This window comes from Silvibacterium bohemicum (genome assembly GCF_001006305.1).
Taxonomy (GTDB): domain Bacteria; phylum Acidobacteriota; class Terriglobia; order Terriglobales; family Acidobacteriaceae; genus Silvibacterium; species Silvibacterium bohemicum.
Window position 1 is genome coordinate 253,848 of the sequence record NZ_LBHJ01000008.1, and the last position, 24,701, is coordinate 278,548.

A 24,701-nucleotide genomic window follows, 5' to 3' on the forward strand; every position below is an offset into this window, starting at 1 on the left:
AATGATCGATCAGCCCGCCGACAGCAGCACGCGCAGGTCGCGCAGATTATTGCCGGTGGGGCCAGTCATCAGGATGTCTCCCAAGGCCGTGAACAGCGGACAGGTATCGAAGCGCGCCAGCGTCGCCTCGGGATCGAATCCATAATCGCGAGCGCGCTTCACCGTGGTGGGATCGGCAATTGCTCCTGCGGCCGGGCTATTGCCATCGATGCCGTCCGACCCCGCGCTCAGCACCGCCAAATGCTGGCGTGCGTGTTCCGAAAGCTCGAAGGCCGCAGCCAGCGCAAACTGCTGGTTGCGGCCGCCGCATCCCGGCGTGCCCTCGATCTTCACCGTCACCTCGCCGCTCGAAAGCAGGCAGAGCCGCGGAAACTCCTTGCGCAGCTCGTGAAACCGCTTCAAAAGGTAATCAGCCGCGTCGCGATAGTCCCAATCGTCGCAGTTGTTATCGATGACCACCTTGTATTCGAGTGCCTGCGCATGATCCCGCGCCGCATTCACGAAATCGTGATTCGACAGCAGCACATCGAATTGCGCGTTGGCGAAGGCTCGCTGCATCTCTGGACTGTCCGGATGTTCAGCAGACTCCAGATGCAGAGCCTCGAAGTATTCGCGCACCGATTGCGGGAACTTCTCCTGCAGATGAAAGCGGCGCAGCACGTCGAGGCACTCCTCCGGTGTCGACTGGTCGGGCAGCGTCGGCGACGAAGCCACCGCGCCCAGATCCTTGAGCGGCACATCGGCGAGCAGCAGCGAGAGCTTGCCGGCATCCGGCGCAGCCAGCGCCAATCGTCCGCCCTTCACTGCCGAAAAATATTTGCGAACGGTATTGATTTCGGTGATGCTCGCGCCCGAGGCCACCAGCGTCTCGTGAAATGCAATGGCGTCGTCGAGCGAGATCCGTTCATCGAGCGGCAGCTCCATCATCGCCGACCCTCCGCCGCTGATCAGGAAAAAGACGAATGTATCCTTGCGCGCATGCTTCAACAGCTTCAACGTCTCGCGCGCCGCGGCGAACGAATCCTCATTGGGCAGCGGATGGCCGCCGGCAAAATATTTGATCCGCCAGCTATGCTTCTTGGGAACTTCGGGGCCGGAGCAGACGCCGCGATAGAGCAACTTGGGCGGCAGCCTGTCCAGCAGCGCGTCGAGCATGGTCAACGCCGCCTTGCCCAGCGAGATCACGATCACCCGCTTGTATCCTTCGAGGGAGATTGGAACCGGCTTCACCAGCGGTGAGGATTGCCGTATTAGCGTCTTGCCTTCGAAGCGAAGATGACGGTCGAAGGCGCTAGGGATATCGCAGGCCTTCAGCGCATGATCGAAGATCGCTGTGGCATCGGCGTGCAGCTGTTCGAGAGCGTTGGGGGTCATTGCGCGGCCACGGAAAGAAAATTTGTATTGCACCAGCCGGTGATGGCGCGCTGCACCTCATCCAGCTTTCCCACAAAAAAATGATCCGCACCTTCGACCAGAACCAGCTCATGGGGCGGGGTGGCATTTTCCACCACCGATTCTACCTGCGCCGTCGGCCCGTATTGATCTCGTGTTCCGCTGATGAACAACTTCGGAATCGCGTTGCATCGGGAGAGAAACTTGAATTCGTAATCCCGGCCCTCGGCATGCACCGGCAATCCCAGCACCACCGCACCTTTCACGCGAGCATCAGAGCAGCAGGCCTGCATGCCTACGTAAGAGCCGAATGAAAATCCGGCAAACAAAGTCGGCAGACGAAAGCGCTGCTCCAGCCAGTCCAGCGCGGCCCGCACATCGTCCTGCTCGCCGTGACCGTTGTCGTGCTCGCCCTCGCTCAGACCTGTCCCGCGAAAGTTGAAGCGCAGAACCGGCAGCCCCAGGCTCTGAAAGGCCTTCATCGCGTGATAGACGACCTTGTTGTGCATCGTGCCGCCGCCCAGCGGGTGAGGATGGCACACCAATACGCAGTAAGGAGCATCCGGCGAGCCGGTATTCAAAAGCGCTTCCAGGCGTCCGGCGGGACCGTGAAGATCGGTGATCGTCTGCAAAGTAAAGGGAGCGGTCTGCGTCTGTTCCATGGGTATAAGTATTGTATGAAAATTCAGCAGCCAAACGCCGCCGGCGAGCAAGATAGATGAACCAATCCTCACGAACCACTTTTCAGCGAACCGCTTCTTAGCCACCCGCCGTTGAGCCACCCGCCGTATCGCCCAACTCAGGTATCCTGAAGCTTCATGGATACGCACAAGGCGAGCTCTCATGCGGCACTCGATGCCGTCGCGCTGACCCGTCAGCTGATCGACATCGAATCGATCACCTATAACGAAGGTGCGGTAGGACATTTCCTGGCCGATGTCCTCACCGCGCGTGGTTTTCATGTAGAAACCATGCCCGTAGAGCACGATCATGAAAGCCGTCACGCCGGAGATCGCTTCAACATCTACGCGGGTATCCGAGGCGAGCAGCCCGACGTCGTCTTCTCCACGCACATGGATACCGTTCCGCCGTTCATCCCATCCAGCGAAGACGACAACTTCATCTACGGCCGCGGAGCCTGCGACGCCAAGGGCATCATCGCCGCTCAAGTTGCCGCGGCCGAACGCCTGCGTGCAGATGGGTTCAAAGTAGGCCTGCTCTTCGTTGTCGGTGAAGAGCGTGACTCCGCAGGAGCCAAGGTTGCGAACCAGAGTCCGCGCGGCAGCCGCTTCCTCATCAATGGAGAGCCCACCGACAACCGCATCGCCGTCGCCTCCAAAGGGGCGCTGCGCGTGCATGTCCACGCATCGGGAAAGATGGCGCACTCCGCCTATCCCGAGCTTGGCGAGAGCGCAACGCACAAGCTGGTCGAAGCACTCGATCGCGTTCTGCGCATCGAGTTGCCGGTCTCCGAAGACGTCGGACCCAGCACGTTGAATATCGGAACCATCGAGGGCGGTCGCGCCACCAACGTCATCGCCGACAAGGCCGATGCACATTTGCTGATCCGATTGGTCGGCCCATCCGAAGAGACGCGTAATGCTATCCAGCAGGCCGTCGCCGGGCTGGCCGAGGCCGAGTTCACGCTGGAGATTCCTTTCAAGCGCCTGCGCCATCTCGAAGGCCTGCCCACCATGATCGCCGCCTTCACCACCGACGTCCCCTGGCTCACGCAATGGGGCGAGCCGCTGCTGCTTGGCCCAGGATCGATCCATGTCGCCCATACGCCGCACGAAAAGCTGAGCAAGCGCGAGCTGGCCGAGGCCATCGACCTTTACACCGAGGTAGCGCGCAGGCTGATGAACGGCGAAGCATGAAGCCGCGCTTCATGAGTGCAGCCCGTGCCGCCTTCTTCGGATGGCTTGCCGGTTGGCTTGCCGGATTGCCTTTGCAGCTGATCGAGGCCGTACGCAACGCGGACTTCGCTGGAACGATGGCCGCGCCGCTCTTCATCGAGATGCTCAGCCTCTCCGTTGCCTTGTGGACCGTCCTGACCCTCGGCTTCGCCTGCTACTGCTGCTGCCTCTTCTTTTTTCCCGCCGCGTGGATCATCCCGCCCGCTGCGCTCGTCGCGCACCGCACGCTGTGGATCGCCGCCAGCGCGGTCTTCGGCTTCGTCCTCATGGCTCTTCGCGCCCACGTCTGGACGGTTCTCGATCACGACGGCGTAGGCTTGAGCAACTTCTGGACGTGGGCCGCATTCAACGCCATATTCTTCGCCGTAACCGCAGCGCAATATTATCGCCAGACCCGCCGAATACTGGCCTCGTAAAAAAAATACGGCTGCCCGAATAAAAAACGATCTCCTCAGTTTTCGTAGCTGTGCAAGTGAGGAGAGCGTTCGTGAGAGACGAATCGAAACATCCCGAGGCTTCGTTCGAAGCCAATCTCGATACCCAGCCGGACGATCAGAACAGTAGCCAGGTCTTCGATGATGCCGATCGCCGCGGCTTTCTCAAGTGCAAGGCCTGGGCCGGTACCGGGCTTATCTGGAGCTTCTCCGGAGGCGTTCCCGTATCGCGTGCCTTTCAGGACGCAACACTCTCCGGGGCTGCGGTAGAAATTCACGAGGGACAGTCAGCATGAAGTATCTACACACAAAAACAAGGAGGGACAGGCGGTCTTCCTTCTCTTTGCTGGCAGCTGTTTTCTCGTTGGCCATTGTTATCTGCGTAGTAACTTCGACACCGCCGGCGATTCAGGCTGCGGGAAACGGGACGGCCGACGCTGATCGCGGTGAGCAGCTCTTCGACAGGCGTTGCACGGGCTGCCATGCCCTGGATGCAGACAAGGTAGGTCCGCGGCTGCGCAATGTTTATGGGCGCAAGGCCGGGACCGTGCCCACCTTCAAGTATTCCGACGCGATGAAGGCCGCGAAGTTTACCTGGGACGATGCCTCGCTGGAAAAATGGTTGACCGATACCGATTCAGTCATTCACGGCAATGATATGGATTTTCGCGTCCCCAAGCCCGACGAGCGCGCAGACATTATCCGGTTCCTCAAAGTATCGTCGGGCAATTAAAATCCGGCACGGCTTGAGATCGTGAAAGGGAGGCATGGACCCCGAGTTCTTCGAAATGGCGGCATTGCCGCTCTTCGACCAACTTTATAATCTAGCTCACTGGTTGACCGGCGATCGCAGCGACGCCGAAGACCTGGTGCAGGAGACCTATGCCAAGGCGCTCAAGGGCTTCGAGTCGTTTGAGGAAGGCACGAATTTGCGCGCCTGGATGTACAGGATACTGCGCAACACCTTCCTGACTTCGCGGACCGGGCTTAGCGCGCAGAACACCACGCAGCTCGATGAGGACATAGAAGGCGGCGAGCTGGTCGCAGACTGCGTCACGCCGGAGTTCGTCTTATTGCAGATGGAGAGCACGCAAGCGGTGATGGATGCGCTGGAATCTCTGCCGCTTACCTATCGCGAAATCATCCTGCTCTGTGAGATGGAGGAGCTTTCGTACCGGGAGATATCTCAGGTGCTGGCCGTGCCCATGGGAACGGTGATGTCGCGTCTCTCGCGGGCGCGCCACCTGCTCCGTAATGAGTTGACCGCGAAGGCTGCCAGGAGGTCCAACGATGCACTGTGATGCACGTCCAGCCAACCTGGGCGCATACCTCGACGGAGAACTTTCCCTGGAGCAGATAGCCGTGGTCCAGAAACATCTCGAAGATTGCCCGCGCTGCGCAACCGAGATCGCTGAGCTGGTGCGCCTGAAGCAAAGCCTGCGCCCCGCACGTGGACGCTTCACGCCGACCGCTGAATTTCGCCGCAAGGTGCAGAGCCAGGTTGCGGTGCGCAAGCCGCGCCGCTGGTCGCTGCGCCTCATTCCCGCGATTGCTGCCATCGCCGCCATGCTCTTTGTCGCTATCGCCTGGATCGCCTACTCGCGGCGCACCGATGACCTCGCCGAGATCGTCGATCTCCATATCAACGCACTGGCCAGCACTAATCTCGTCGATGTCGTCTCTACTGACCGGCACACCGTGAAGCCGTGGTTCACGGGGAAGATTCCGTTCACCTTCGACCTCCCGGAATTTGCGGGCACCGGCTACACGCTGCTCGGCGGACGTCTCGTCTACTTCCATCAGAGGCCGGGAGCGCAACTCATCGTCGCCCTGCGCCAGCACAAAATCTCCGTCCTCATCTTTCAGGATTCTCCCGATATGACGCAGGCCTTTGCCGGACCCGCGCGCGTAAGCCGCCGCAACTATTTCGGTATCGAAAGCTGGCAGTCGCAGGAGCTAAGGTTCGTAGTCATCAGCGACGCTGACCCAGCCGCCATCGAGACGCTGTCGCAGTCCTTCCAGCGCGCCAATCAATAGAAGAATCCCTAAGTGAGTTGAGCCGCAGCGAGATTCCATCTGCAGCAAAAACCTTCCCGTCATTCTGAAAGCAACTCGTCATTCTGACGAGCAAAGCGAGGAAGAATCTCAGCGAGCGCTTGCTGATTCGTGTATCCATCCCGGCCGATTCGATTCATGCTTCTGAATCTTTCAATGTTCGGAATTATTCAGCGTTTCTCGCTAGCCGCCGCCCCAAGGCGCGCCACCACCCCATCAAGATAAACTCAACAGGATGTCTACCCATCGGAATTCTCTCGATCAGGCCCACTCGGCGTACCTCCGTTCCGCGATGCACCAGCCGGTGCGCTGGCATGAGTGGAGCGAGGAGGCCTTTGCCCTCGCTGCCGCCGAAGACAAGCCCATCCTGCTCGACATCGGAGCCGTCTGGTGCCACTGGTGCCACGTCATGGATCGCGAGAGCTATGAGGACCCCACGCTTGCCGAGCTGATCAACCAACACTTCATCGCCATCAAGGTGGATCGCGACGAGCGTCCCGATGTCGACAGCCGCTATCAGGCCGCGGTTTCGGCTATCAGCGGACAGGGCGGTTGGCCGCTCACCGCCATCCTGACGCCCGACGGCAAGCCGTTCTTTGGCGGGACGTATTTTCCGCGCCACGAGCGCTACGGCCGCCCCGGCTTCGATCGCGTGCTGCTCACCATGGCCGAGGCCTGGACGACACGCCGCGACGAAGCTCTTGAGTCCGCCAACAGTGTCATCGCCGCAATCGAGCATGGAGAGACCTTCTCGGGCCGCTCCGCATCGCTATCCCCGGCCATCCTCTCGTTGACTATCGTAGACAAGCTGATCGAGAGCGCCGTCACGCAATTTGATCCGCGTCACGGCGGCTTCGGAACGCAGCCCAAGTTTCCTCATCCCGCGGCGCTCGATCTGCTCATCGATGTCGCTGCACGCACCGGCAATGAAGCTGCGCGCGAGGCCGCAACCGTCACGCTCACGCAGATGTCGCGCGGAGGCGTCTATGATCAGCTCGCCGGCGGCTTCCATCGCTACTCCGTCGACGAGCGCTGGGTCGTGCCGCACTTCGAGAAGATGCTGTACGACAACGCCGGCCTGCTCTCGAACTACGTTCACGCCTTCCAGTCCTTCGTCGACGCCGACTCCGCCCGCGTGGCTCGCGACATCATCCGCTGGCTCGACACCACCATGACCGACCGCGTCAATGGCGGCTTCTACGCCTCGCAGGATGCCGACGTGACCCTCGACGATGACGGCGACTACTTCACCTGGACCCTCGCCGAAGCTGCTGCCATCCTCACTCCGGAAGAGCTGGCCGTCGCCGGCCCGTATTACGACATCGGCGAGCTCGGCGACATGCACCACAATCCCCAGAAGAACGTGCTGCACCGCAAGTATTCGATTCTGGAGCTGGCCAAGCAGCTCGGGCGTGGCATTGGAGAAGTCGCCGCGCTTCTGCAATCCGCGCATGAGAAGCTGCTCGCCGCGCGTCGGCAGCGGACTGAACCTTATATCGACAAGACCATCTACACCTCGTGGAATGCGCTCGCCATCAGCGCATATCTTCAAGCCGCTCGCGTGCTCGAGCTAGAGGAGCCGCGTGCGTTCGCGCTCAAAACGCTGGATCGCATCATCGCTACGGGCTGGGATGCTGCCGTGGGATTGGCCCACGTCATCGCCTATCCCGAAACATCCGCGAACGGAACCGCCGCTCCCCGTTACATCCCCGGCGTCCTCGACGATTACGCCTTCCTGCTGCACGCGCTGCTCGATGCCTGGGAGGCCACTGCCAGCGGAGCCTATTACGATCGCGCCATGCGCATCGCCGAGACCATGGTCGCGCGCTTCTACGACACCACCGGCGGAGGCTTCTTCGATACCGAATCGACTACCGCCGCGCCGCTCGGAGTACTCGCCGCCCGCCGCAAGCCGCTCCAGGATTCGCCCACGCCCGCCGGCAATCCCTCAGCTGCAGCCGCGCTGCTGCGCCTCGAAGCGCTCAGCGTTCCCAGCGAATTTCGCGAGAAGGCCGAATACACGCTGGAAATCTTCGCCGGAGTCGTCGAGCACTTCGGCCTCTATGCCGGAAGCTACGGCCTGGCTCTCGAACTGTTGTTGCTTCCGCCGGTTCAGGTGGTCATCGTAGGGGAGGGAAGCGACGCCCGCCAGCTGGTGGCCATGGCTACGGCACGCTATGCCGTGAACAAGCAGGTTCTGCACATGCGCCCCGACCAGGTCACCGTTGCCAACCTTCCGCCTGCGCTGGCCGAAACGCTGCCCCATCTGCCCGAGCTCAAGTCCGGCAAGACCTTCGCCGTCCTCTGCAAAGGCAACAGCTGCCTCCCGCCCACCAGCGACGCGGAGAAGTTGCTCGAAGAGCTAAACGCACAGCTATGACCGCGCATCCGATGGTGACAGTGCGATCAGATGTATGAGGAAAGTTCGAAGAAAGGGCTGGAGGCATCGATAAAGAGATTCAGTAAATCGATTACCGCAGGAGCGAGGGATCGGCTTCCTCATCGCATCCGGCAACTTCAGGCATAGTCTCCTCACCCGGGAAGTCGAACGTTGAATCGAAGCCGCAATCTCGATGCTAAATTTTGATGCGGACACTGTAGCCGGGCGATAGGCATCACGCAAGCCTATTTTTTTAATTTGGATGCCAAAAATACCGGCCACACTTAAAAGGAAATTGATCGCAGTTAACGAACAAAAAGCCTCGCCGAAGCGAGGCTTTTTGCTTGTATCGATAGCGGAACCAAAGAGCAACAGATTCCGTTGATCTGCACCAGATCCAACACGCAAGCGGGGTGGCGGCAAAGCCGCGTCCCGCCAAACGCGCAGTTTAGTACATGCCTTCCATGCCGCCGCCGTGACCGCCGCCTGCAGGCGCGGCCTTGGGTTCGGGGATATCCGAGACCATGGCTTCGGTGGTGAGCATCAGGCCGGCGATCGACGCTGCGTTCTGCAGTGCGGTGCGCGTGACCTTGGTGGGATCGATGACGCCGGCCGCAACCAGGTCCTCGAACTTGTCTGTGCCTGCGTTGTAGCCGTAGTGGTCGTCCTTGCTCTCGTGGATCTTGGCCACGATCACAGCACCTTCCACACCGGCATTGCTGACGATCTGGCGAAGCGGCTCTTCGATGGCGCGGCGGATGATCTGCGCACCGATCTTCTCGTCGCCTTCCAGGGTCTTGATCAGCGCATCGACCGCGGGAGTGCTGCGAACCAGGGCAACACCGCCGCCTGCGACGATGCCTTCCTCGACAGCCGCGCGAGTTGCGTGCATCGCATCCTCAACGCGCGCCTTCTTCTCCTTCATCTCGGTTTCGGTAGCTGCACCGACCTTGATGACGGCCACGCCGCCAACCAGCTTGGCAAGACGCTCCTGGAGCTTCTCGCGGTCGTAGTCGGAGGTGGTCTTGTCGATCTGGCTGCGGATTTCCTTCACCCGGCCTTCGATGGCCTTGTGCTCGCCGCGGCCTTCTACGATCGTGGTGTTGTCCTTGTCGATGGTCACGCGCTTGGCGCGGCCCAGGTCTTCGATCTTCACGTTCTCGAGCTTGATGCCGAGATCTTCCGTGATGGCCTTGCCGCCGGTCAGCTTGGCAATGTCTTCGAGCATCGCCTTGCGACGATCGCCGAAGCCGGGAGCCTTGACTGCAGCCACGTTCAACGTGCCGCGCAGCTTGTTGACCACCAGGGTCGCGAGCGCCTCGCCGTCAACGTCCTCGGCGATGATCACCAGCGGCTTGCCGTTGCGGGCAACCTGCTCGAGCAAGGGAAGCAGATCCTTCATGGAGCTGATCTTCTTCTCGTGGATCAGGATGTAGGGATCTTCCACCGAAGCTTCCATGCGGTCCGGATCGGTGACGAAGTAAGGGCTCAGGTAGCCGCGGTCGAACTGCATGCCCTCGACAACCTCAAGCTGGGTCTCGAGCGTCTTCGACTCTTCGACCGTGATCACGCCGTCCTTGCCGACCTTCTTCATGGCCTCGGCAATGATGTTGCCGATGGTCGAGTCGGAGTTGGCGGAGATGGTGCCGACCTGGGCGATCATGTCGCCGTTGACGGGCTTGGAGAACTTCGAAAGCGCTCCGCCGGTCACGACGCCATTCTCGTCGCGCTTGCCGACGATGGCCTCAACAGCCTTGTCGATGCCGCGCTTCAGTGCCATCGGGTTTGCACCCGCGGCAACCGTCTTCACGCCTTCGCGATAGATGGCCTGCGCCAGAACAGTCGCGGTGGTGGTGCCGTCGCCGGCTACGTCCGAGGTCTTCGAAGCCACTTCGCGCACCATCTGCGCGCCCATGTTCTCGAGCGAATCCTTCAGCTCGATCTCCTTGGCCACGGTCACGCCGTCCTTGGTGATGGTCGGCGATCCAAACTTCTTCTCGATGACCACATTGCGGCCCTTGGGGCCGAGCGTCACCTTGACTGCGTCAGCCAGAACATTCACGCCGCGCAGAATTGCCTGGCGGGAATCTTCTCCATGCAGAATTTGCTTTGCCATTTCGATTTCTCCTAGTTGCTGTAAGTCGTCATTCTGAGCGAAGCGAAGAATCTCAACGAAACTTCGGGCTCAGCGAATCTAATCCAATTTCAACGGGCTACTTGCCCTTCAAAATGCCGAGGACTTCCTCTTCACGCATGATGAGGAACTCTTCGCCGTCGATCTTGATCTCGGTGCCGGAGTACTTGCCGAAGAGAACGCGATCGCCCGACTTTACGTCGAGAGGAAAGGTCTTGCCTTCGTCGTTCGACTTGCCCTTGCCAACGGAGATCACTTCGCCTTCCTGGGGCTTTTCCTTGGCGCTGTCGGGGATGATGATGCCCCCGCGAATCGTCTCACCTTCTTCGATTCGCCGGACCAGGATGCGATCGTGCAGCGGGGTAAAGGTGGTCGCTACAGTTGCAGTTGCCATTGCTTGCTTCTCCTTCGCGCGAGGATTCACCTCGCGGCTTGTATTACAAAAGTCCAAATTGGAAGCTGAAATTGCAGTTGGAAGGCACCCGCCGGATCGCCGGAGAGGACGTTAGCACTTAAACCTTCCGACTGCTAACGTATCGAGTTGCCATAGGCATTGTCAAGGTGACTTGTGGAAGAAAAGTTTAAAACTGAGTGAATCTCACTCATATTTACCTGAGTGAGGCTCTTTCTTCCCGATGTAAAGGAGAAGAGCGCCCTATCCACAAAGTTGTCATCCCGAGCGAGCCCCGCGAGCCGAGGGACCTGCAGTCGGCCCGCGCTGCAACCTTTTTCACCCAGGAATCGGCGTTTCGATCCAGAAAACCCAGCCCCTACCGCCCCCCGCGCCGAAACGCATAGGTATCGGCAGCCACGTACCCCGGTCCCGTCCCGATGAGCACCACCGCCAGCGCAAACAGCGCCAGAGGGAATTCATACCCCTGCGGCCCGATCAATCCATGGTGCAGATGCACCTTGATGATGGCTACACCCATGTCAATGGCTACGCCCAGAGCGGCCAGATGCACCAGCAGACCCAGGATCAGAAATGCTCCGCCGAAGAGCTCGGTGAAGGCGGCCACGTAGCCCATCCAGTAAGGAAAGCCCATGTGCGCGACGGATTGCGCGAACTGGTAGAGAGCGCCGCGGGGAAAGATCTTCTGCCATCCATGCACCGCCATGATCACACCCAGCACCAGCCGAGCCACCAGCGCCGCCGCCGGTCGAATCCGCTCAAACGCACTAAACATCGACACCTCCAAAATATGTCTTCCCGCAGCTGGTTCCGATGGGGTCAGGACCTAACCCTGAATCAATATCGCATTGGGAAGGGTGCGGGCTTCAGCCGCTGAGGGAACCTTCACGGCCGCACCTCATCGAAAAACCGCCGCAGCGTCGCCTCATACCCGTTCTGACGCAACTCAAAGTACTCCTTTGGAAGCGCCGCCGTCCGGTAAAGCTGCCCGGTCCGAGACTTTGCTCCATCGCGGTCGAGAAACAGCTTGGGGAGGCTGGAAGCGCGAAGCGCATCCGCCGGATCGAAGCGCTCTTTCAGCAGCAGCGAAAGCGGCAGGATCTTGGCCCGCGCATCGCGAGAGACAATGGTCAGCGCCGCCTCGCTCGGGCCGTCGAGAACCATCCCCGCAGGCTGGCCAGGGGCAGGCAATGCCGAAGCCAGCTCCGCACCGAGGCTCGCTCCCACACCCGAGCCATAAATCACCACCGACTTGGCCGCGAGATGCCGCGTAGCGGTGAGATAGCTCCACGCCGCGTGCGCATCCTCTGTCATCCTCAGCTCGTTGGGACGAAGGCCGGCGCTGCGTCCATAGCCGCGATAGTCGAAGGCGAAGACGTTGATGCCCAGCGAGTGCAGCGTCGCCAGGTCATCGACAGAATTCGAGAGCGAACCCTCGCCGCCATGCAGATAAAGAACCGTGCTCGCGCTCCAGCGAGCCGCGGGCTCGGCCGGAATCCACCAGCCATCGAGCTTGGGCACGCCGGTCTCGGTGTAGTCGAAGCGAATCTCGTCGAACTTCAACTTCTGATTCGCGGGAGTCGCCGTAACGCTGCGTGAGGGATGCAGCACCATCTGCCACTGCCCCTGGTAGAAGAGCAGGCACAGCGTGGCATAGGCGCAGACCGCGGCCGCGGCGACGGCGACGGCGAAAGCTCCCACCAGCCAGCGTGCGCTGATGGTGACCGGTGCGGGGCTATCTCCGCGCGGTGGTCCCTTGCTGGCCGTAGGCGACTTTGTTCTGGATGACGCCCGCTTAGCCAAAGGCTAACTCGTCGGCGGATTCAAGCGGGGTGCCGCACACCCGGCAGATGACGGCGGAGCAATCTCCGCAGACCAGCGGATCGTTGACCACACGCGCGCAGGTGGGGCACCACAAGTCGTCGGCCTGCTTGGCTGGAGTGGGTGTAGCGGATATCGGCTGGTCGGGCATTCTCGATTGAGCCTAGCAGGGAAGCGGCTGTGCTTGCACATTCGCATTCATAGGCAGGTGCATGTTGTAAGCTGGGGCTGCAATACGGGAGGCCGCGCCGCTTATGCTTCTGGACGATGCCATCGAACAGATCGACGCCACCACTGCCGTAGTGACACTCACCGGCAGGATGACCCTGGGCATGCGCCTTCGCGAGATCGAAGGCAAGCTCAACCACCTGATCGACGCAGGCACCCGCGTGCTGGTTCTCGAAATCAGCGGCATCGAATACGCCGACAGCGCCGGTCTCGGCCTCATCATGCTGCTCTACGGGAAAATGAAGACGGTCAAGGGAAGCCTGCGCATCGCCGCACCCGGTCCCACCCTGCAACAGCTCTTCGAACTAACTAACACTGACAAGCTGCTCGCGCTCTATCCAGACCGTTCGTCCGCGCTGGTGGATTGAGCGCGGATGCCGGCCATCAAGCCTTAGTCCAGTTCCACCAGCACATCGTCGCCATCGATCCTTACCGGATAGACCGCGACCTTGTCATTCGGAGAATGCTCGGCCTCGCCGGTGACCACGTCGAAGGCCCAGGCGTGCCACGGACAAACCACCTTGCCGTTCTCGACGATGCCTTCACCGAGCGGGCCGCCGCGATGCGGACACACATTGTCCATCGCGCTGATCGAGCCGCCCACATTGGCGATGCACAGCATCTTCCCATTGCAAGAGACTTCGCGCGCCTCACCAACGCCCGGCAGCTCCACTGTACTAAGAATCCGCACCAACTCAGCCATGAAGATAGGATAAACGCCCAGACGAGCAGAAAACACATCCCATCATTCTGACGAGTGACGTCCGCAGAAAATAAATTCCGCCATTCTGACAACCAAAGGGAGGAAGAATCTCAACGCAGTTTGCGCACCAGCGGAGCTGAGATTCTTCACTACGTTCAGAATGACGCTTTTGTGGGGTGACGGGCAACGCCCTTGAGCCCACCGCCTTTAGCGACCCGCTCTTCTAGCGACCAGCCTTTTAGCCAACCGGTCGTCAGCAACCGGTTCTTCAGCTGCAGTTAATACTTCACAATCTCGGCAAAAGACTGCGGATCGAGGCTCGCTCCGCCGACCAGCGCGCCATCGATCTCCGGCTGATTGAGCAGCGCTGACGCATTGTCCGGTTTCACCGAGCCGCCGTAGAGGATGCGGATGCTGTCCGCCGTCTTCCGCCCCAGCAGCCGCGCGATCTCACTGCGGATGAAGAAGTGCGCCATTCCCGCCATCTCTGGCGTCGCCGTTCTGCCTGTTCCGATAGCCCAGACCGGTTCGTAAGCCACGATAAAGTTCTTCGCGACGGCAGGCTCGACACCCTTCAGCGCATTCTCTGTCTGGCGCATTAGCACCTCTTCGGTTTTGCCCGCCTCGCGCTCTTCGAGCTGCTCGCCGACACACAGAATCGGCGTGAGGTGGTGCTTGATCGCGCAATGGATTTTCTTGTTGACCGTCTCATCCGTCTCCGCGAAATACTGCCGCCGCTCAGAGTGGCCGATGAGCACATGGGTCGTCCCGATAGCATTCAACATCAACGCCGAAGTCTCGCCTGTAAATGCGCCTTCTCCGGCATAGTGCATGTTCTGCGCGCCCACGGCCACATTCGATCCGCTCACCGCCGCAATCACCACGGAAAGGGAAGTCATCGAAGGGCAGAGCACGATCTCGTCGCGATCGTGATTGGCGACAAGGGGGAGAAAGGTCTTCACGAACTCCTGCGCCTGCGCGGGAGTCTTGTACATCTTCCAGTTCGCTGCAATGAGTGGCTTGCGTGACATGTCGGTTGCTGATCCTCAAAAGGATTCTAAAGCAAGGAGGTGCGCGCGGCGGATCGAGCGCCGATAGCTCGCAATGCCGATGCTTGAGGAGCGAGCTTACTTCACCGGGAAACAGTCGAGATCGTTGGCAAAGCTGATCGGACCCGCATATCGCCGCCGTATTTCGGCTTGCGTCTCGCTCTCTTTTCCCAGCGTTCGCAGCATGCGATGCGAGAGGACCAGTTGCTTCACGTGCGCATTCGCTGCCGTGGTTCCGATCACCGAAGGCGGCATGTGCAGGCGTCTTTCTACTCCAGTTGCACCCTCCGGCACGGCATTGTGCGCGATGAACAAATCGGCGTTCGACGCCAGCTGCGTCAGTCCGTCACCTTCGCCATTCGTATCGCCGCTGAAAACGATGCGCTTGCCGCCCATCTCCACTCGCCACGCCAGAGTCGGAAAGACGCCATGAATCACGCTCACCGCGTACAACGCCATATCGGCATTGCGGAAGACAAGCACCGGCGTTGAGGCGGCTTCCACATTATGCGGCTGCAGCTGATAGCTGTCCTCGGTGCCGGGCTCGACCAGGTCGCTGAGATAGCGCCACGCCCCATGCGGCTCGCTGAACAAGTCCTGGACGAACTCCGTGGTCGATGGCATGTACTGGTTTCCCTGAGGACCATAGACCGTCAGTGGGCGCTTACGGTCCTCGAACCAGGAGGAAAAGATCAGGGCAGGGAAGTCGCCGCTGTGGTCGACATGAAAGTGGCTGAAGAGAAAAACATCCACCTGAGACATCTGCGCGCCGCTCTCGCCAAAGCGAAGAGCGCTGCCGCCGCCGGCATCCACCATCACCCGCGCCTTACCGTTTTCCCAGATGAGATAGCTGGTCGAAGCCCGCTTATCCTGCATCTCCGGGCCGCCGGAGCCGAGCACCTGCACGGCGACTCCGGAAGCTCCGCAGGTCTGCGCCGCTACCGGCAAAGCTTCGGAAGCGAAGAGGGTTCCAAGAACGAGAAGAGCCTGCACCGATCTTGGGAACGAGTACATAGGGAAAACCTCGAGGAGGCTAACGTATGGCTCAAATGGCAAGTGAGTTTCAGCCTCTGCACAGGCTTTGATTGAGATTCTAAAGCTTGCAGACCGAAGATTTTGGGCGGATGATTCGGTATATATGTGATATATACATTCCATGTCGGCCCGCAGACCGGAAAATCCAATCGAGCGTTGCGTCGGCTTCGAGTGGGACGACTGGAACACGGTGAAGAATTGGGAATGCCATCGTGTGGCGTCGGAAGAGGCGGAAGACGTCTTCTTTCACGACCCGATGCTTTTTCGCCGGGATTCTGGACACTCGAACGCAGAGGCGCGGTACCAGGCGATGGGCGAGACGCGTGGCGGGCGGCTCCTGCTGGTGGTCTTCACCGTTAGAAAGAATCTCATCCGGGTCATCTCAGCGCGAGACCTGAATCGCAAAGAACAGGAGGCATACAGGAAATATGAAAAAGAAAATTCCTGAATTTCGCAGCGAGGAAGAAGAGTTCGAGTTTTGGTCTAAGGCCGATTCGACGGAATATCTCGACTGGTCGGCAGCCAAGCGGATAAAGCTGCCAAACCTCAAACCCACACTGCGGACAATTTCCATCCGCCTGCCGGTAGCGATGGTGGAAGACCTGAAAATTCTCGCCAACCAAAGAGACGTGCCCTATCAGTCGCTGATGAAGGTCTTTCTCGCCGAGCGCATGGAACAGGAAAGATCCTCGAAGCGCAAGCGAGCCTGACGGTGTCTGAAACCGCTCGCGACCCTGATGTGCGAGGACCGGAAACTATGATCGGATGCCCCACATCTCGCTTTTGAGATGTGGGGCATCCGATTGATCGTCAAAGTGAGGAACAAAAATAGTGGCGTAGACCGGAGAGCTACTTCTCCGTAAGCGCCTCGACCCCGGGAAGCTTCTTCCCCTCAAGAAACTCGAGCGAAGCGCCGCCGCCGGTCGAGATATGCGTGATCTGCTCCGCCACTCCCGCCTTCTTCACTGCTGAGACCGAATCGCCACCGCCCACGATCGAGATGCAGTCCTCGTTCGCGGCTACGGCCTTGGCTACCTTGGTCGTGCCCACGGCGAAGGCGGGGAACTCGAAGACTCCCATGGGGCCGTTCCACACGATCGTCGAAGCGTCGGCGACTTCCTTCGTGAAAAGCTCGATGGTCTTGGGGCCGATGTCGAGCCCCATCCAGCCGGCAGGGTATTCGCCGCTGCCGTCATAGACCTGCGACTTGGCATCGGGAGCAAACTTGTCGGCGATCACGTTGTCGACGGGCAGCAGAAGACGTACGCCCTTCGCTTCGGCCTTGGCCAGCGTCTCTTTGGCCAGCTCGATCTTGTCTGCCTCGAGCAGCGACTCGCCGATCTCGCGGCCGAGAGCCTTGTGAAAGGTGTAGGCCATGCCGCCGCCGATGAGCAGAGCATCCACTTTGTTGAGCAGGTTATCGATCACCTGAATCTTGTCCGAGACCTTTGCGCCGCCCAGGATGGCCACGAACGGTTTGGCCGGCTCTTCCAGAGCCTTGCTCATGTAGGTCAGCTCTTTTTCCATCAGCAGGCCGGCCGCGGCCACCTTCACATGATGCGTGATGCCCTCGGTCGAGGCGTGCGCGCGGTGCGCGCTGCCGAAGGCGTCGTTCACATAGATTTCGCATAGCGACGCCAATTGCTTGGCGAATTTCGGATCGTTGGCCTCTTCCCCGGCATGGAAGCGCAGGTTCTCGAGCAGCAACACCTGACCGGATTCGAGCTGCCGCGAAAGCTCTGTCGCCAGCTCGCCCACACAGTCCGGTGAGAACGCGACGTTCACCTGCTCACCGAGATGGTGATCGAGCAGGTTGCGCAGCCGGTCCACAACCGGGCGCAGGCTGTACTTCGAATTAGGCTTGCCCTTGGGCCGGCCTAGGTGCGAAGCCAGGATCAGCTTGGCCTTGTGCCGCAGCGCGTATTCGAGCGTAGGCAGTGTTTCGCGGATGCGCGTGTCGTCGGTGATCTCCGATCCGTCTTCGCTGAGGGGAACGTTGAAATCCACGCGCATGAATACGTGCTTATGCGCAAGGTCGAGGTCGCGAATCGATAGTTTGGCCATGTCCTTAGCTACGCTCTCCAGATGCTTTCCTGGTTATTTTTCAGATTATTCGTTCTTGGATTTCACTACCGCGTCGGCTTCGATCTCGACGCGCCATGCGGGGTTCAGTAATTTGGCAACAACAACCATGGTAGCGGCAGGGCGAATGGTCCCGAAGATTTCGCCGTGGGCCCGGCCCACCGCCTCCCAATCTTCCACATGGGTAAGATACATCCGCGTCCGCACCACATCTTCCATCCGTGCGCCGGCCTGCGCCAGAATTCCGCGGATGATCTCCAGTGTATGCCGCGCCTGGGTCTCCGCGTCGCTGTTATCGGCTCCCACCGGCCCGGTGCCCGAAATGTGGATGGTATTGTCCACGCGCACCGCGCGCGAAAAGCCGATCACGGGCTCAAAGGGAGATGTCCCCGGAAAGTTCTGACGCATGATGGCTCCGCTTGCTGCACCGGCCACTCCCATACGGGAGTGGCCGGCGTTTCCTTCGTCGGATTGCGCTGGATTACAGGCCCTTCTTCTTGAGGAAGAGGATCAGGTCGCGCACGCGGTTGGAGTAGCCCCACTCGTTGTCGTACCAGCTGATCACCTTGACCGACTGGCCGACGACCTTGGTCAACGGCGAGTCCACGATCGACGAACGGGCGTCGCCCTTGAAGTCGCTCGAAACCAGCTCCGCCGTCTCGAAGCCCAGGATGCCCTTGAGGCTGCCTTCTGCGGCGTTCTTGAGCGCGGCGTTGACGGTTTCAATCGTCACCGGCTTCTCCGCGATGAAGGTCAGGTCAACCACTGAGACGTTCGGGGTTGGGACGCGGATGGCAAAGCCGTCCAGCTTGCCCGCCATCTCCGGGATGACCAGCTTCAGGGCCTTGGCGGCGCCGGTCGAGCTGGGGATCATGTTGATCGCGGCAGCGCGTGCGCGGCGCAGGTCCTTGTGCGGGAAGTCGAGGATGACCTGGTCGTTGGTGTAGCTGTGGATCGTGGTCATGATGCCCGAGACGATGCCGAACTCGGCGTGCAGCACCTTCACCACGGGCGCCAGGCAGTTCGTGGTGCAGGAGGCGTTGGAGATGATGTTGTGCTTGCTGGCGTCGTACTTGTCGTCGTTCACGCCGAGGACGACGGTGATGTCCTCGTTCGTGGCCGGGGCCGAGATGATGACCTTCTTGACCGAGCCCTGCAGGTGAGCCGTGGCCTTGGTGGCGTCGGTGAAGATGCCGGTCGATTCGACCACGATCTCCGCGCCGGTCGAGTTCCAGTCCAGCTTGGCGGGGTCGCGCTCCGCGAATACCTTGATGGTCTTGCCGTCGACGGTGATGGAATCGGCGCTCGAAGAGATGTCATTCTTCAGATTGCCCAGGATGGAGTCGTATTTAAGAAGGTGTGCGAGCGTAGCCGGGCTCGTCAGATCATTGACTGCGACAATTTCGATCTCGGGATTGCCAAGCGATGCGCGAAAAACATTGCGTCCGATGCGGCCGAAGCCGTTGATGCCAACCTTCACTGCCATTGAAACTTGTCTCCTTGCGGTTATCTGAAGTGCTCTCTTGGAGTGAAATTTACAGCGCGATAGCGGGCGATGCTGCGGCCGTAAACCCCCAATTACCGATGCTAGCACTGTAGTCAATAACGCGGATAAAGAATTTCTATGGGCTCTTGTTTCCTTTCCTGCGCACTCCCGTTCAAGATGGATGTGGCTCACGTTTTATGATGAATTGCGTCGTGCCGCACAGTCGAATCGGCCTGCGCTGTTTACTCCCTTGCACCATCCGCGTTGCGGCAGCGTCAAGTCTGTGTTAAACCCTGAGTTATGCGCGAATGGATGCGCGAAAAAATGAGACGACGTTCCAAGCGTGGACCGAACGATTCGGAATCCACAGGAAAGATCGGCCAGGAAATACCCGCGAATCAGCCGGCTCCCCTGCGCCCATCTTATGAAGCCGCACCGGCCGAACCAGCTCCCTCGAATGAGGAGGGCGCCTCTTCGGAGCCCGAAGCCCCTGTCCTGTCTGTAGAAATCCAGCCGGCCAGCGAACACACTCCCGTCGATTTTGTCGATCCCGCCGATGCCTTTCTTGAAAGCGCTCCTGCGGGCGGCGGCAATCTCGTAGTTGAAACCCAACCCGAATCACCCTCTATTCCTCCGCCCGAGCCGCTCACCGCGAGCCAGACCGCCAGCGAGACGCCTGGCGAAGCGCGTGCGCCCAAGGGCTTCGTGGTGCTCACCATCGGCCTGCCCGGCTCGGGCAAGACCACCTGGTTCAAGCGCCGCGGCGTCACTCCTCTCTCGTCGGACATGCTGCGCAACATCCTCTTCGACGACATCACCGAACAGCGCTACCAGGGACTGGTCTTCTCTACGCTGCGGTCCCTGCTGCGCGCCCGTCTGATCGCCAAGATGCCCTGGAACTACGTGGACGCGACCAATCTCTCGCCCCACGAACGCCGCCAGTGGATCAAGATGGCCAAGAGCTTCGGATACGACGTGCAAGCCGTCTTCTTCGACGTTCCCTTCGAAATCTGCATGGAACGCAACAGCCGCCGCGAACGCACGGTCAGCGACGACGTCATGAAGAAGATGGCCGAACGGCTTCGTCCGCCCAGCTTCAAGGAAGGCTTCTCGAAGATCGTCGTGGTGCGCGTCAAAAACCCAACCACTCCCGAAACCCCGATCGAAGGCGCTTAGGCGCCTTCGCATCACCCTGAGCTTCCTCGATCGCGGCCCTTAACCCTCATCCTCGTCATTCAGACGACCAAAGGGAGGGAGAATCTCAGCTCGGCGTGTGCACCAGCAGCGCCGAGATTCTTCACTACGTTCAGAATGACCTCCGCTGGGAACGAGGCCGGGTGCCCCATGTCTCGCTTCTGAGATGTGGGATTCCACGACCGCCGTCACCACCACCGATCGAGTGCCGAAGGCACAGTCGCCTGGGACGGGCAGTCCCGATGACGTCAGACAGAAAAAATAATTTCGCCGCGCTCTTTATTTCCGGAGGGATTCTGCCGAAAGGAGGGCTGCAAGGGCTGCGTACTCACGCCACGTTGCGATGGATCGCGGCCTCATCCTGAAACAGCATATGGGAAACAGCACATGGGGACCGCTAGCCGGATTGAAGAACAAGAAGATGCATGCACCCTCACCTCGCCGGGTGAGATCGCGCGGATCATCAAAGATATGCAGAGGTCGCAGGCCTTCGTCACCGTCGGCTTGATGGGCGGCAAAAAGATGAGCTCGATGATCCTGGATATCGACACGAACAGCCGTGAGTTCGTCTACGAGGCAGGGCATGAAGACGATGTCCGGACCGTCCTTGCCAGCGCAAAGATTTACTTCTACGCCCGGCTCCGCGGTATTTCGGTGCGCTTCGCTGTGCCCTCCGCAGCCACCACGACCTTTGAAGAAAGTCCCGCGTTGCGCTCGCCGTTTCCGGCCGAAATGGAGTATCTGCAGCGCCGCGAGAACTTCCGGACAATCCTCGTCAAGCCATACGCCGCCACGCTGAAGTTGCCCAACGGCCAGCTGGTAGTCCTGGATCTGAAGGACATCTCAGCCGGCGGAGTGGGTCTCACGTCGATGACGGTCACCGCCGAGACGTTGCAGCCGGATAGTATCTTCGACGCGAATCTCAACTTTGCCGAGCTGGGCAAAATGGATGTGACGCTGAAGATCAGCACATATACGAAGCTCGAGCACAACGGACGCTTCACCCACCGCTACGGATGCGCCTTTATGAATCTCGCGCGCGACAAGGAAACAAAGGTGCAGCAGCTGGTATTCAAACTGGACCAGTTAAACCGCGCCAACAACATCGCTCGGGAAAAATAGCAAAACCGGGTACCCCACATCTCGATTCTGAGATGTGGGAGACCACCAATCCCGAAGGGTACGAGCTTCAGCCCGTACCCTTTCGCTCAAAAAGAAAAGCGGCTCCGGCCAGACGCTATCCCGCCATGAGCGAACGTTCACATCGCATTCGCTAAGTTCTCTGTATGATTGTTAGTAAGTTGGCGGAAAGAATTGTGATCGGCAAGCTTGCCTCTGCGCACTTCGGGTCTTCTTTCCAGTCGTAAGTACTCTCTCTGAATCCACCTGATTCGCACCACGAAAGGTAGGATTCCTTGAGCGTTCATCTTGTAAATCCCAGCGACAATTCCTTTGGCACCGCCGTTATCACTCCGAGATGGCTTTTCGTGCTGGCCGCGGCCACTCCGCGCAGCGCGGGCGATCCCATCCTGGTCGATGAATCGCTCGAGCAGATCGTTCCCGAAACCATCCAGCCCGGCGATATCGTCGGTATCAGCGTGCATACCGGCAATGCTCTGCGCGGATACGAAGTCGGCCGCATGGCGCGGGAGCTCGGCGCCTGGGTGGTCTACGGAGGCATCCACGCCACGTTGTTCCCCGAAGAAGCCCTCGAACGCGGCCATGCGCATGCCGTCGTCAAAGGGGATGGCGACATCGCCTGGGGCAAAGTTGTATCCGATTGCCTCGCCGGAGCTCCGGAGAAGATCTACGAAGGCGGACGCATCGAAGGCAGCCAATTCCTGGCGGCGCGCTGGGAGCTGATGCCGCGCGATAAATACATGTGGGCCTCGGTCCAGACCATTCGCGGATGCCCCAAGCATTGCTCTTTCTGCAGCGTGTGGCGCACCGACGGCCAGCAGCCACGCCAGCGCCGCTACCAGAGCGTCATCGACGAGATCGTTCAGCTGCGTCAGATCGGCTTTCGCTTCATTGCGCTCGCCGACGACAACTTCTACCCCGTAACTCTGACCGATTTACGCCTGGCCCGCGAGCAGAATAACCTGGCAAAGGTTGCTGAGCTCACGGCCGTCCGCAACGAGCGCTTCCAGCTGATGGAAGAGCTCGCCAAGCTGCCCAAGAACATGGTGTTCTTCACCCAGATCACCATGGAAGCGGCCGAAGACGTCGAATACCTCGAAGCCATGCGCCGGGCCAACATCAAAGGCGCGCTGGTAGGCGTCGAGGCGGTTACGCCCGAAGGCCTAAAGACCGTCTTCAAGGACTTCAACTACTCCGGCGACGCGCTGGCCCGGCAGCTGCAGACCTTCAAAGACCACGGCGTGCACGTTCTCGGCTCCTTCATCTTCGGGCTGCCGACCGACAAGCCGGCCACCTTCGACGCGACTGTCGATATGGCGCTCAAAGCCGGCGTGACCTTCGCCCAGTTCGTCATGATGACGCCGTTCCCCGGTACCGTCGACTTTGCGCGATGGGAAAAGGAGCAGGCCAAAGATCCTGCACTGGTCGGCGACGTCCCGATCACGCGCTACTGGCTCATCCCCACTGCAGTTCGTCCCAAGATGTTCACCCCGCATCCGTCCATGAGTTCGGATGAGATCCGCGAGCGCACGCAAAAGGTCTGGGACCGGTTTTATAACTGGTCTGCCATCTGGCAGCGTTCCGCCTGCACGCCCACGTTACGCGCGCGCATTGCCTTCATGTTCCTGTCCAAGCTGTATCGCCAGATGTATGCCGGAACCGGAATCTCGACCGACAGCGCCCGCCGCAAGAAATCCAAAACCGCTGCGCGCTGGACTGCCAGGCAGTGCAGAAAACTGTTTCAATCGAAGCCCATGCCCGAACTGAAATCGCCGGTGTGGGAGAAGGCATTCCATCCGCCGCTGCTGCAGACCGCGCTGGCCACGAGCGCCCCGGATGCGGCCGGACCATTCATCGTCCTCCCCGGCTCCGACCGGCTCTAATCGGGTGCCCTCTGATCGATCGAGAGAACGAAGCACTTCTCTGGATCGACAGCCGGAATGAGCCACCTCCGATTTACGGATGTGGGACGACCCCACGAAAGCTCAGGCCGCTTTTCCGATGCGCAAGGCGGGCTCCGGGAGCACCAGCTCCGGCCCCGGCTCGGAAACGCCCATACGCTCCGCGAGTATTTCTTCGAAGATTAAAGTGGTGGCGCAGGCCACAAACGGAATCAGCTCGCCGAAGACCCGCGTCTCGATCAGGATTCCAAAGACAAACATGAAGACAAACCACACCGGCACCAGCCATAACCAGGCTCGCAGCCGCGGATCGACGATCTTTTTACGCATCGCGATCACGAAGATCAACAGGTAGCCCGATGTGCTCAACAGCTGCGGCCACGCCTGCGGCGCCAGCAGCGACTTCACGTTCCAGTTGATGCGCGGATAGAACTCCGACGGGTTGTGCGCGAAGAGATGGCGCACCAAGAGCTGCCACGCTCCCCAGAAAGCGGCGAGAGACAACACCGGCAACAGCGTCCGCAGACGAAACGCCCGCGTCCAGCGCAGATTTCGGCCGATGGCGGCCTCATTGATCAGGTAGAGCGGAAGCAGCAGCAGGGTGGTTTCGCGGTTGATCGTGGCCACAACAAACAACGCGGCGAAGTACGCCCAATGCTTGCGAAAATAGAGCAGGTACATCGCCCCGGAGAAGAAAGCCAGGCTGGGCAGGTCGTAGATGAAGCGGAAATTCTGCACCGTGTGCATCACGTAGGTGGCGCCGCACGCCACAAGCACCAGCGGATACACGAGTGGGGTGAGCAGCCGGCGCTGCGAGCTGGCCTGATAGATCCGGGTCGTCAGCCATCCCACCACCAGCAGCGAGACGACATTGATCGCGGCCTGAACCATGACCTCCGGCGCGACAGGGCGCGGGAACCAGAACTGTGACAGCTTGAAAAAGTCCGCGAACCAGCCCAGCACCAGACTGCTGTGCGCCAATCGCATGGGCACGATCATCAGCATGCGCCCTTGAAACGGCATCCGCTCCAACCCCTGCTCGTAGAGAGCGGTGTTCACGTAAGGCCGCGTGAGCCAGAAATAGCACCATGCGAACTGGATGGTGGCCGGTACGTAGAGAAAGGTCAGTACGAATCGCTTTTTAGGCGGCATCTTTGCAGAACTCCCAGGGAATAACCGGATGCCACACGACGTTCGGTAACGTACGATCCAGCTTCCCTCTAGGATGAGCAGGACTTCACGGCGGGTTGCAATCAACAAGCCCGGGTGCCTGTAGAAGGTCAAGAGGTTGTTTCATTACCGATACGGCTGATGGGCGAGTTGTAGTTGAGGCTACCAT

The 24,701-nt window shown here is 60.0% G+C and carries 27 protein-coding genes; 14 read left to right on the forward strand and 13 right to left on the reverse strand.

Going from position 1 to position 24,701, the window contains the following annotated elements; all coding sequences use genetic code 11:
- Positions 1-9 precede the first annotated feature (9 nt).
- Together XX99_RS16265 and XX99_RS16270 are read right to left on the reverse strand one after the other, a co-directional pair.
- A complete protein-coding gene (locus XX99_RS16265; RefSeq protein WP_050060451.1) occupies positions 10-1,374 on the reverse strand; it encodes a glycerate kinase type-2 family protein in 1,365 nt (454 codons plus the stop codon).
- Positions 1,371-2,054, reverse strand: a complete 684-nt coding sequence (locus tag XX99_RS16270) for an alpha/beta hydrolase (protein ID WP_050060503.1) — start codon at positions 2,052-2,054, stop codon at positions 1,371-1,373. Before XX99_RS16270 ends, XX99_RS16265 begins: the two co-directional genes overlap by 4 nt.
- Positions 2,055-2,210: 156 nt before the next feature.
- Here XX99_RS16270 and XX99_RS16275 point away from each other — a divergent pair, with 156 nt between their 5' ends.
- The 7 genes from XX99_RS16275 to XX99_RS16305 all read left to right on the forward strand — a co-directional run bounded on the left by XX99_RS16275 (position 2,211) and on the right by XX99_RS16305 (position 8,177).
- Positions 2,211-3,269 (forward strand): M20/M25/M40 family metallo-hydrolase, encoded by a 1,059-nt coding sequence (locus tag XX99_RS16275; RefSeq protein ID WP_050060452.1) that lies wholly within the window; start codon positions 2,211-2,213, stop codon positions 3,267-3,269.
- An 11-nt stretch (positions 3,270-3,280) separates the two neighbouring features.
- On the forward strand, positions 3,281-3,724 hold the full coding sequence (locus XX99_RS16280) for a hypothetical protein (RefSeq protein ID WP_156186028.1): 444 nt from the start codon (positions 3,281-3,283) through the stop codon (positions 3,722-3,724).
- A gap of 71 nt (positions 3,725-3,795) precedes the next feature.
- Positions 3,796-4,038: a hypothetical protein gene (locus XX99_RS16285; protein WP_050060454.1), complete on the forward strand. Its 243-nt coding sequence runs from the start codon at positions 3,796-3,798 to the stop codon at positions 4,036-4,038.
- Positions 4,039-4,085: 47 nt separating this feature from the next.
- Positions 4,086-4,475 carry a c-type cytochrome gene (locus tag XX99_RS16290; protein WP_050060455.1) on the forward strand — a complete coding sequence of 130 codons (390 nt, stop codon included), beginning with the start codon at positions 4,086-4,088 and terminating at the stop codon, positions 4,473-4,475.
- Between the two features lie 34 nt (positions 4,476-4,509).
- Positions 4,510-5,043 (forward strand): sigma-70 family RNA polymerase sigma factor, encoded by a 534-nt coding sequence (locus tag XX99_RS16295; RefSeq protein ID WP_050060456.1) that lies wholly within the window; start codon positions 4,510-4,512, stop codon positions 5,041-5,043.
- A complete protein-coding gene (locus tag XX99_RS16300; RefSeq protein WP_050060457.1) occupies positions 5,033-5,779 on the forward strand; it encodes an anti-sigma factor family protein in 747 nt (248 codons plus the stop codon). Before XX99_RS16295 ends, XX99_RS16300 begins: the two co-directional genes overlap by 11 nt.
- Before the next feature lie 253 nt (positions 5,780-6,032).
- Positions 6,033-8,177, forward strand: coding sequence for a thioredoxin domain-containing protein (locus XX99_RS16305; RefSeq protein ID WP_050060458.1), 2,145 nt, complete (start codon positions 6,033-6,035; stop codon positions 8,175-8,177).
- A gap of 448 nt (positions 8,178-8,625) precedes the next feature.
- On the opposite strand, the gene groL is transcribed toward XX99_RS16305, so the two are convergent.
- The 4 genes from groL to XX99_RS16325 all read right to left on the reverse strand — a co-directional run bounded on the left by groL (position 8,626) and on the right by XX99_RS16325 (position 12,526).
- Positions 8,626-10,293, reverse strand: coding sequence for a chaperonin GroEL (gene groL / locus XX99_RS16310; protein ID WP_050060459.1), 1,668 nt, complete (start codon positions 10,291-10,293; stop codon positions 8,626-8,628).
- Between the two features lie 97 nt (positions 10,294-10,390).
- Complete coding sequence (locus XX99_RS16315) at positions 10,391-10,705, reverse strand: co-chaperone GroES (protein ID WP_050060460.1); 315 nt, start codon at positions 10,703-10,705, stop codon at positions 10,391-10,393.
- A gap of 376 nt (positions 10,706-11,081) precedes the next feature.
- Positions 11,082-11,498, reverse strand: coding sequence for a DoxX family protein (locus tag XX99_RS16320; protein ID WP_050060461.1), 417 nt, complete (start codon positions 11,496-11,498; stop codon positions 11,082-11,084).
- Positions 11,499-11,608: 110 nt separating this feature from the next.
- Positions 11,609-12,526, reverse strand: a complete 918-nt coding sequence (locus tag XX99_RS16325; RefSeq protein WP_050060462.1) for an alpha/beta hydrolase — start codon at positions 12,524-12,526, stop codon at positions 11,609-11,611.
- Positions 12,527-12,555: 29 nt separating this feature from the next.
- On the opposite strand from XX99_RS16325, the gene XX99_RS27310 reads away from it, so the two are divergent.
- Positions 12,556-12,705: a hypothetical protein gene (locus XX99_RS27310; RefSeq protein ID WP_156186029.1), complete on the forward strand. Its 150-nt coding sequence runs from the start codon at positions 12,556-12,558 to the stop codon at positions 12,703-12,705.
- A gap of 93 nt (positions 12,706-12,798) precedes the next feature.
- A complete protein-coding gene (locus XX99_RS16330) occupies positions 12,799-13,140 on the forward strand; it encodes an STAS domain-containing protein (protein ID WP_050060463.1) in 342 nt (113 codons plus the stop codon).
- Positions 13,141-13,163: 23 nt separating this feature from the next.
- Here XX99_RS16330 and XX99_RS16335 read toward each other — a convergent pair whose 3' ends face one another.
- The 3 genes from XX99_RS16335 to XX99_RS16345 all read right to left on the reverse strand — a co-directional run bounded on the left by XX99_RS16335 (position 13,164) and on the right by XX99_RS16345 (position 15,538).
- Positions 13,164-13,511, reverse strand: a complete 348-nt coding sequence (locus tag XX99_RS16335) for a Rieske (2Fe-2S) protein (RefSeq protein WP_231581431.1) — start codon at positions 13,509-13,511, stop codon at positions 13,164-13,166.
- Between the two features lie 242 nt (positions 13,512-13,753).
- Entirely contained in the window at positions 13,754-14,506 is a 753-nt protein-coding gene (gene tpiA, locus XX99_RS16340; protein ID WP_050060464.1) for a triose-phosphate isomerase, read from the reverse strand.
- 96 nt (positions 14,507-14,602) lie between these two features.
- Positions 14,603-15,538 carry an MBL fold metallo-hydrolase gene (locus tag XX99_RS16345; protein ID WP_050060465.1) on the reverse strand — a complete coding sequence of 312 codons (936 nt, stop codon included), beginning with the start codon at positions 15,536-15,538 and terminating at the stop codon, positions 14,603-14,605.
- 142 nt (positions 15,539-15,680) lie between these two features.
- Here XX99_RS16345 and XX99_RS16350 point away from each other — a divergent pair, with 142 nt between their 5' ends.
- Complete coding sequence (locus tag XX99_RS16350) at positions 15,681-16,007, forward strand: BrnT family toxin (protein ID WP_050060466.1); 327 nt, start codon at positions 15,681-15,683, stop codon at positions 16,005-16,007.
- Positions 15,988-16,269, forward strand: a complete 282-nt coding sequence (locus tag XX99_RS16355) for a BrnA antitoxin family protein (RefSeq protein ID WP_050060467.1) — start codon at positions 15,988-15,990, stop codon at positions 16,267-16,269. The genes XX99_RS16350 and XX99_RS16355 overlap by 20 nt, the downstream gene beginning before the upstream one ends.
- Before the next feature lie 139 nt (positions 16,270-16,408).
- On the opposite strand, the gene XX99_RS16360 is transcribed toward XX99_RS16355, so the two are convergent.
- The 3 genes from XX99_RS16360 to gap form a co-directional block, all read right to left on the reverse strand.
- Positions 16,409-17,623 carry a phosphoglycerate kinase gene (locus XX99_RS16360; RefSeq protein ID WP_050060468.1) on the reverse strand — a complete coding sequence of 405 codons (1,215 nt, stop codon included), beginning with the start codon at positions 17,621-17,623 and terminating at the stop codon, positions 16,409-16,411.
- Between the two features lie 45 nt (positions 17,624-17,668).
- Positions 17,669-18,049 (reverse strand): RidA family protein, encoded by a 381-nt coding sequence (locus tag XX99_RS16365; protein WP_050060505.1) that lies wholly within the window; start codon positions 18,047-18,049, stop codon positions 17,669-17,671.
- A gap of 73 nt (positions 18,050-18,122) precedes the next feature.
- On the reverse strand, positions 18,123-19,127 hold the full coding sequence (gap, locus tag XX99_RS16370; protein WP_050060469.1) for a type I glyceraldehyde-3-phosphate dehydrogenase: 1,005 nt from the start codon (positions 19,125-19,127) through the stop codon (positions 18,123-18,125).
- Positions 19,128-19,451: 324 nt separating this feature from the next.
- Here gap and XX99_RS16375 point away from each other — a divergent pair, with 324 nt between their 5' ends.
- From XX99_RS16375 to XX99_RS16385, 3 genes are all read left to right on the forward strand, one after another.
- The gene (locus XX99_RS16375; protein WP_082125651.1) at positions 19,452-20,303 is read left to right on the forward strand and encodes an ATP-binding protein; all 852 of its coding nucleotides are present in this window, start codon (positions 19,452-19,454) and stop codon (positions 20,301-20,303) included.
- 405 nt (positions 20,304-20,708) lie between these two features.
- Positions 20,709-21,443: a flagellar brake protein gene (locus XX99_RS16380; protein WP_050060470.1), complete on the forward strand. Its 735-nt coding sequence runs from the start codon at positions 20,709-20,711 to the stop codon at positions 21,441-21,443.
- A 293-nt stretch (positions 21,444-21,736) separates the two neighbouring features.
- On the forward strand, positions 21,737-23,344 hold the full coding sequence (locus tag XX99_RS16385) for a B12-binding domain-containing radical SAM protein (RefSeq protein WP_050060471.1): 1,608 nt from the start codon (positions 21,737-21,739) through the stop codon (positions 23,342-23,344).
- Between the two features lie 102 nt (positions 23,345-23,446).
- Here the strand turns inward: XX99_RS16385 and XX99_RS16390 are convergent, their stop codons facing one another.
- A complete protein-coding gene (locus XX99_RS16390) occupies positions 23,447-24,514 on the reverse strand; it encodes a hypothetical protein (RefSeq protein ID WP_050060472.1) in 1,068 nt (355 codons plus the stop codon).
- Positions 24,515-24,701: the final 187 nt, after the last annotated feature.

Coding starts and splice junctions, on each gene's coding strand:
- XX99_RS16265 (WP_050060451.1), bottom strand. CDS start 1,374: ATGACCCCCAACGCTCTCGAACAGCTGCACGCCGATGCCACAGCGATC.
- XX99_RS16270 (WP_050060503.1), bottom strand. CDS start 2,054: ATGGAACAGACGCAGACCGCTCCCTTTACTTTGCAGACGATCACCGAT.
- XX99_RS16275 (WP_050060452.1), top strand. CDS start 2,211: ATGGATACGCACAAGGCGAGCTCTCATGCGGCACTCGATGCCGTCGCG.
- XX99_RS16280 (WP_156186028.1), top strand. CDS start 3,281: ATGAGTGCAGCCCGTGCCGCCTTCTTCGGATGGCTTGCCGGTTGGCTT.
- XX99_RS16295 (WP_050060456.1), top strand. CDS start 4,510: ATGGACCCCGAGTTCTTCGAAATGGCGGCATTGCCGCTCTTCGACCAA.
- XX99_RS16300 (WP_050060457.1), top strand. CDS start 5,033: ATGCACTGTGATGCACGTCCAGCCAACCTGGGCGCATACCTCGACGGA.
- XX99_RS16305 (WP_050060458.1), top strand. CDS start 6,033: ATGTCTACCCATCGGAATTCTCTCGATCAGGCCCACTCGGCGTACCTC.
- groL (WP_050060459.1), bottom strand. CDS start 10,293: ATGGCAAAGCAAATTCTGCATGGAGAAGATTCCCGCCAGGCAATTCTG.
- XX99_RS16315 (WP_050060460.1), bottom strand. CDS start 10,705: ATGGCAACTGCAACTGTAGCGACCACCTTTACCCCGCTGCACGATCGC.
- XX99_RS16320 (WP_050060461.1), bottom strand. CDS start 11,498: ATGTTTAGTGCGTTTGAGCGGATTCGACCGGCGGCGGCGCTGGTGGCT.
- XX99_RS16330 (WP_050060463.1), top strand. CDS start 12,799: ATGCTTCTGGACGATGCCATCGAACAGATCGACGCCACCACTGCCGTA.
- tpiA (WP_050060464.1), bottom strand. CDS start 14,506: ATGTCACGCAAGCCACTCATTGCAGCGAACTGGAAGATGTACAAGACT.
- XX99_RS16345 (WP_050060465.1), bottom strand. CDS start 15,538: ATGTACTCGTTCCCAAGATCGGTGCAGGCTCTTCTCGTTCTTGGAACC.
- XX99_RS16350 (WP_050060466.1), top strand. CDS start 15,681: ATGTCGGCCCGCAGACCGGAAAATCCAATCGAGCGTTGCGTCGGCTTC.
- XX99_RS16355 (WP_050060467.1), top strand. CDS start 15,988: ATGAAAAAGAAAATTCCTGAATTTCGCAGCGAGGAAGAAGAGTTCGAG.
- XX99_RS16360 (WP_050060468.1), bottom strand. CDS start 17,623: ATGGCCAAACTATCGATTCGCGACCTCGACCTTGCGCATAAGCACGTA.
- XX99_RS16365 (WP_050060505.1), bottom strand. CDS start 18,049: ATGCGTCAGAACTTTCCGGGGACATCTCCCTTTGAGCCCGTGATCGGC.
- gap (WP_050060469.1), bottom strand. CDS start 19,127: ATGGCAGTGAAGGTTGGCATCAACGGCTTCGGCCGCATCGGACGCAAT.
- XX99_RS16375 (WP_082125651.1), top strand. CDS start 19,452: ATGAGACGACGTTCCAAGCGTGGACCGAACGATTCGGAATCCACAGGA.
- XX99_RS16380 (WP_050060470.1), top strand. CDS start 20,709: ATGGGGACCGCTAGCCGGATTGAAGAACAAGAAGATGCATGCACCCTC.
- XX99_RS16390 (WP_050060472.1), bottom strand. CDS start 24,514: ATGCCGCCTAAAAAGCGATTCGTACTGACCTTTCTCTACGTACCGGCC.